Source organism: Paenibacillus sp. 01T442, assembly GCF_056398345.1.
The window spans coordinates 74,912-81,888 of the sequence record NZ_JBFTPF010000026.1; the positions used below are offsets into that span (position 1 = coordinate 74,912).

Below are 6,977 nucleotides of genomic sequence, written 5' to 3' on the forward strand. Positions count from 1 at the left end.
TTTGCTCGTCTACGGAATCGAAATCCAGGCACGTTGGTTCTGCCGTTTCACTTCTACTGAGGTCTCAAAGAAGGACGACAAACTTTCACTTGTCAGCACTTCGCGCGTATCACCTTTGGCAAACACACCACCACGACGAATGAGTACCGTTTGACCAAACATCGGGAGGATCTCCTCAATATGATGGGTGACAAATATCAAAGTCGGAGCATCCGGCCCCACGGCCAGCTCGCTTATACTAGATAATAACGCTTCTCTTGAAAGAAAATCCAGACCGTTCGCCGTATTTTCTAATCGATGTCGAAACTTCCAAATCAATCTTTAATTGTCTGTACCTGATATTTAGACATCAAATTCCAATTGCTTCTTCGCCAGCGTAATAAACTCCAACGGGTTGGGAACTTCCTTCGCATCATATTCAATCGCGCCCATCTTCAAGATAAGCTCGACTCGGTATTTCTCCCTGTACTCATCCCGGTTTCGCTCCTCCACGCTATTTCTCAATCGATCAATTACGATAGAAGCTCCCGGTCGATCTGTGAATAACAGCATGCCCCACATTGGATTTTCCTTATTGAGCAAATAGAGTGAATCATTCGTACGGATGCTGGTCTGACTCATCTGTGACAGATCAAGTACGGCCTCCATTAGTTGCTCTTCTCCAATAATACGCCGAATTTCATCCCAGTATTTCACACTGAAAACCAGAAGTGTTAACGGGATGTGATAACGAACTGACAGGGCCATGAAGATCGTTGCATMGGATTGGAACGAAAATGTATTCTTTAAGCTCGTTTTGGCATCTACTGTTGCGAGAGATTTGTTCGCCTTCTGCAATTGTTCATTTTCCAACTGAAGCTGGCGATTACCATAAGTAAGCAGCCACGTTGTGATCGTAAATAGTGGCGTCATGATGAGCCAGAAATAGTTCTGAGGTCCGACAACCCCGCCCACTACCACCGTTTGATACAGCGTGAATGTGCCGTACCCGAAGATGAAAAGGATATTTAAAATCAATCMGGTTGTCACGTTTGTAAAGTAGGTAACGATTGAAATTAACAACGCGAGGTTCAAGAAAATAATATTTTGGATATAGAGATTKGGGTTACCCGCGGTAAATACGATACATACGAAACAGACAATAATCAGGAAAATAAATGCGCCATCCGAAACCATACTGCTTTGTAACCGCCTCATCTACGATCCCTCCGCTTCTTTCGGTATTTACGAATGAGCAGGATAAGCGAGAGAATAACCAATAAGGCAACAAGGACAACAGCAACCATGAAACCCAGAACATCTTTGCGATTCATGACATCGTTCAATACTGTAGATGGTTCTGTCGTCGCTATTTTTTTAAAACGAAACGCATGAATTTGCCCGTCAATGTCTGTAACGGCTCCATCGCCGAATACTTTCCACAACGTCCCTTCCGAGCCGATAAGTTTAGAGGCCAAATAAGCGTACTCTGAACTAGCCCCTGTGACGGCGAGCAGCCCGAAGCCATTCCCATAAGGTGAATCGATCAATTGAAGCGAGCCTATACGAGTGCMATAGTTAGCATCGATACTCATTTTTTCATTGGAGACGAAGCCTGTGCCGCTTTTATCATATTGAAAATATAGCTTGTCATTATTCGTACGGATAACTTGATTATTTAAATAACTACCGATAGCGATGATCTCGCGGTTCTTCAGTTGTGAAGCCGCGACATTATCTTGGTAAAAGAGAACTTCCCCGGTATTGGTCTGCGCGTAACGCCCTAGCAAATTAAAAATGTTCGAAATCGTTTGGTATAAGTAGGTATCATGCTCTTTGGGCAGAACGACTGCCAACTGATTGTAGCTGCCATCTCGCAGAAATGGATAAGGGTAATTGTTAAACAGCATGTCCGCTTTATCTTTGGTATTAAGCTGTAACATAGAATCCTTATCTACAAATGCCCATGGCATTTGATCCTGATTCTCAATACAGCCTGCATTTTTGAGTTCCAAATCGAAAGCAACTTTCACTGTGAAATTCCCGCTAATATTCAATGTTTTGGGGATTGTAATATCAATATGATCATTGTCTGCGAGCTCCGTAGACAAGCGCTTGCTGCCAATTGGTGTATCATTGATGAGGATCGTAACCATAGATCGATCGAAATCTAGATTTTTCGCGTAACGATACTTAATGCTCAATTTGCTCGCATCCGCGATTGAACGGTTACCTGGAAGTGAGACGAAATAAAATTTCTCACGATGACGGTCACCAAGAATCTTATCGCCTGTTTCCGTTAACGTTATGTTTCGGCTAATACTCATTGTCGGGGACTCTACCTCTGTTGTGGCATCGACTACTTTCGTATCCGTGTCAAGCTGACTAAGCAACGACTGATTGCCTAGTAATCGACCTGCTTTCACCAGTAAAGCAGTATCCAAAGAAGTGACCACTAACGTCGGTTTTCCCGCAAAAGTAACCAACTTAATGTAGGCTTTATTATCTAAATCATCGCTTGGAATCGTTGACTTCACTTCTTGAGGCAGATCATTATAGAAGGAGATGAGAATAAGGGCTTGCTTTGTTTTCATACTATCCGCACTGTATGCGACAATAGGAATCCCTTTATCCGAAAGAGGATTCACCTTAGCGAATCCAGAAAGCGCGTAGGTAGCCGCTTCAAGTACAGCCAAATTACTTTCCCCTTCTGTGACCAGAATCGCATTCAGACCTTCTTTGATCGTATCCAACCCGATAAAATGATCATTGAAATTCCGGATATTCTTCTGAATAGCCGTGTTTGCATAATTCACTGAGATACGGGAGGTTTTGGATATTTGCAACCAATTATCTCGCGTGGCTGTCGGCAAACAAGCATTCACAGCGAGTGGCGCGGTTGTTTCGAAATTCCCTTGAACAGTTAGCGTATTTACGTCTTTCACGAGATACGAAACAGGTACAAGGACAGTCAACTGCTGTTGTTTCGTTTCTTGAATGACCGGACGAAATGAGTGAAACGGCTTTCCATTTATTGATAACGTTACACTAGATCGGTCATTCTGCAGAAGGCGCGAAATCTCATAATCGAGATGAACTTCTACACTAGCTACATTCCAATAATCCTCAATCTGAAAGTACTGCGATGTATAGGTTACGCCGCCAAGTAACGACGTATCTGCAAAATTAGTTTGGTATTGTTTATTCCCAGTTGGTGAAAGCTCTTCCGCCCCTGCTGTTGAACTTAACGAAGTAAACAGGGATAAAAGACAAACGGTCGTAATCAACAGCCATCGTTTCTTCATAAATTCTCCCCAATCTAATACCTTTCGGTTTTATACCATTTGGCTTCACGCTTGAATACCAAATCCTTCAAAAACGCGTACATACCATATGCTGCAACAACCATCCACATCTGGCAGTAAGAAACGTACATGAGCATTATAATCCAAACATTCGAAAGCTTCATTTCACCCTTTTCTGTTACTAACGTAATGAATGTCCCAAGAATAAATAAGATAATGGCAAGCCCCCACAAGAAAGAGCTAAAACTAGCAATAGTAGTACTTACATAACCCAAAGCATGCAATATGAGAAGTAAATCGGACATGACTAACGAGGTTAGCAACAATACATATATCGAGAGATAGTATAAAATATCAAAATGAATGTTTCGAGCCGAACGTTTGAATAATAAGGGGATGTTTTTGACGATGACGTAAATATTTCCCTTCGCCCATCGCGTTCGCTGCTTAAACCATACMTTAACTGTTTGTGGCTCTTGCTCCCATGTGACTGACTTAGGCTGGAACTTAATCTTGTATCCCATTAAGTAAATGCGAAAACTAATTTCCGTATCCTCTGCTATTGCCTTCACATCCCAACCACCCATTTGCTCGATGATCGAACGCCGAACAATAAAATTCGTACCGGGAATGGTACACAGCTTGAATAACTTCCATCTCCCCGCTTGTGCCATCCATTGAAATGATAAGGTTTCAACATTAATAAAACGAGTCAAGAGGCTTGCATCACGATTGCGTGTTCGAAATTTCCCGATTACGGCTCCTAGKCTAGCATCATGCGTTATTTCGGAAACTAGATACGTCAAAGCCRTTTTCTCCGKGGTATTGTCTGCATCATAGATGGCAATAAGTTCTCCTTTGCTTCGTTTAAAACCCAAATTCAAAGCATTGGACTTCCCTTTCCCACCTATCACATTATCCGTGTTTAAGATGATCAAATTGCGGTTTGGGTACTTCGTTTGGAGATTTCCTAATAGGACACTGCTATTATCAGAGGAATTGTCATTGATGACGATAATCTCATATCGATCATGAGGATACGATAGCGCGAGTAAGGATTCCACCGTTTTGGTTATTACCTTTGCCTCATTGTGTGCCGGAACCATGATGCTAACGAATGGTGGCTCACCTTCTATAGGTGCAACCGGTTTGTTCTCAATTTGAATATAGTACAAGTAGCCTGCTACGATTAGAATCACATTAACCAATAACAGTGACCAAATACAGAAGACGGAAATTAGCATCAAAATATCTGCAACTGTCATAATGACCTCTCCTGATGGGTGAATTTTCGTTTGTACATGCGATACCCAATGATGAGAAATACCATAAAAATAAGAAGTGTCGTTAAGATAAGTACAATAAAGATATTATTTTGCACGGAAAACAAGGTCGCAAAGCTCTTCTTCACTTCTCGCACATAGGTGTGATCAGAGTCGATCTCAGTTATCGCATTGTTTAGTGCAATAGCCTGTCCATTGATTAGCAGGTGACCGCTATGTGAGGTTAATTCGTTCTTTTCCGTGCGGACACTATGCTCATCATTCTTATAATCGTCAAATGTTGTCCAACTTGTTAATAAAGTGTCCAGTGTTTCTTCCATTTCTTGGTGATTTATGGGGAAGGGATAGACAAACGCGGTATTCATAGGCAAAGGATCTATCGTTTTAGAAGAAATGACATAATTGCTAATTTCCTTTGATTGTATGGTATACATAGCTGATGTAAATGCACTTGACGTTGAAGTTTGTGCTCGATACATGATGCGCTGATTAGGGAAGATAATACCTGATTGAAAAAAAGATAATCCATTTCCACTATAATGTTGGTCATAAGTCCAATAAAGCTCAGTACCAACACCCAAGGGAACAATTCCATACGCAGCCAACGCATCTAGAAAGGAGCTCATTTGTGATTTTAATATCGTTATGTCCTGACTAATTGTCGAATTTACAACGGGTGCATTTACAACAATACTTCCGTTTCGCGACTGTATATGCTTAATGGCTTCCAAATATCGCTGCATAGCGGGGAAATCTAAATTGTTTAGAACTGGCTGTACACTGACGATAAAAGGAATCCCTGCTTCATATAGGCGCTCCGCCATTTCACTGAGCATTTCAAGATCAGAAAAGGGATAAATCTCATTCAATAATACATAACTATGACTAACCGTCTTGACAGACAACCAGTCTTTTAGGACAAAAGCTGCTGCTTGCTCACTTAAATTTCCATTTACCATGTAAGGGATATAGGCGTATTTACCATGTAGAACACCGTAAGGTGAAGTTGTCTTCTTCCTCTCGGAAGTTATTTGTCCATATGAGGTCCCGTTAAATTTCGTTATAAAAGTAATGTTACTGGCTGTAATTGAGCTTTKGGAGAACTGTCCGATTGCAAGACGTATGTTATCTTGATCTAACAGTTGATCTTCCAGGTTCAAATCCTGTCGAATATTAGCAGGAAGCCCATTCCCTATATGCATATATTCCCCTACGTACTCATTCATATCCTGCTTAAATAATTCTAACGTTTGTATCACATCATCTGCATTGCGAATCGTAATAACTTTACTGAACTTAAGGAGCATTCCTTTTTCATAACTCTCATAAGATGTCACCGTCACTTGAACTCCAAATGAAGCCAGTAATCGCTGAACAGCCTCAACATTCCCCTCTTTTGGCGTGCCTTTAGCTAGGCTATCATAGACGAGGAGGACAGAAGTCTTCTCGGTTTGATTCGCAGAAGTAGCGCTCGGATAGCAAAACATAAGTAGCAGGCAAGATAGAATAAAAAGAATTGATCGTTGGAATCGCTGCTTATGCACGATGTTCACCTCCTTGCAAAGCTCCAATGTCCGTGTCTTCTTCAACTTCCTGAATCCATAATCTCTTTGCAATTAAATCACATATCGTAATTAATGAAACGAGATCGAATACTAAAGTGAATAAAAATTCATGCTTGGCAATGTCAGCATCCCCAGCCCCGACAATGGAAACGAAAATCCCAGATAGACCAATCACGATCATCATCAGAATCAAAGGTAGTCTCACAGCATTCCTACGTTGTCGTGACTTAATGGCTTTCACAAAAGACGGTACATATAACCCCATAATAATGAGAGTCCAGAGGATTACGAATCCAAAGGTTTTAGGAGCTAGCCAATCTTTCAACAAGCTGTAACTTGAGAAAAATATTGTTTGTGAACCAAATGATTTGCCTGTCGATGCCTCATAATTCCCAAGCGCATGCGGCCTAATGCTAAAACCATCTTGTGCAGCTAAATTGAGCATTTTTCCAGCTTGATCAGGATGTAAGAAATAGTAACCGAGTATCGAGGCCATACTATATTTATTATAAAATTTTTCCTGCATAAGCTCTGAATCCACTGCAGCTGACGAGTAGGGATCATAATATAAGGTCTCATCAAGGACTGCAAATTGTTTATCAATACCGAAACTTTCGAGCGTCTTCTCAGGATTCACTGAGCCCATGATCACACCGCGTGTCATCGCATGGTATTTATTGATATTCAAAAATTCCTGAGGAATTAGCACATAGCTGCCAATACCAACACCTAAAATAGCAATTAGTACCGTTGCCGTAATGACGCGAAACGACCTCGCCTTACGAATATAGATGAAGAAAACGCCAAAAACTGCAATAATCATACCCACAGGAGCATTCTGCTGC

The 6,977-nt window shown here is 41.3% G+C and carries 6 protein-coding genes; all 6 read right to left on the reverse strand.

The genetic code is table 11. The features are described 5' to 3' along the window. Positions 1-9: 9 nt before the first annotated feature. Positions 10-162 (reverse strand): hypothetical protein, encoded by a 153-nt coding sequence (locus AC1DLM_RS19795; RefSeq protein ID WP_477570920.1) that lies wholly within the window; start codon positions 160-162, stop codon positions 10-12. 180 nt (positions 163-342) lie between these two features. Beyond that, positions 343-1,197, reverse strand: coding sequence for a diguanylate cyclase domain-containing protein (locus tag AC1DLM_RS19800; RefSeq protein ID WP_477570921.1), 855 nt, complete (start codon positions 1,195-1,197; stop codon positions 343-345). Then, on the reverse strand, positions 1,194-3,284 hold the full coding sequence (locus AC1DLM_RS19805) for a cellulose biosynthesis cyclic di-GMP-binding regulatory protein BcsB (protein WP_477570922.1): 2,091 nt from the start codon (positions 3,282-3,284) through the stop codon (positions 1,194-1,196). Before AC1DLM_RS19805 ends, AC1DLM_RS19800 begins: the two co-directional genes overlap by 4 nt. Positions 3,285-3,298: 14 nt before the next feature. Further along, a complete protein-coding gene (locus tag AC1DLM_RS19810) occupies positions 3,299-4,549 on the reverse strand; it encodes a glycosyltransferase family 2 protein (RefSeq protein ID WP_477570923.1) in 1,251 nt (416 codons plus the stop codon). Beyond that, positions 4,546-6,111: a hypothetical protein gene (locus AC1DLM_RS19815; protein WP_477570924.1), complete on the reverse strand. Its 1,566-nt coding sequence runs from the start codon at positions 6,109-6,111 to the stop codon at positions 4,546-4,548. The genes AC1DLM_RS19810 and AC1DLM_RS19815 overlap by 4 nt, the downstream gene beginning before the upstream one ends. Continuing rightward, on the reverse strand, positions 6,104-6,977 hold an 874-nt coding region (gene wsfD, locus AC1DLM_RS19820; RefSeq protein WP_477570925.1), incomplete at its 5' end, for a glycan biosynthesis hexose transferase WsfD. The genes AC1DLM_RS19815 and wsfD, both read right to left, overlap by 8 nt.

What these genes read in the sequence shown, in the direction of transcription:
- AC1DLM_RS19795 (WP_477570920.1), bottom strand. Translation starts at nt 162, where the DNA reads ATGTTTGGTCAAACGGTACTCATTCGTCGTGGTGGTGTGTTTGCCAAA.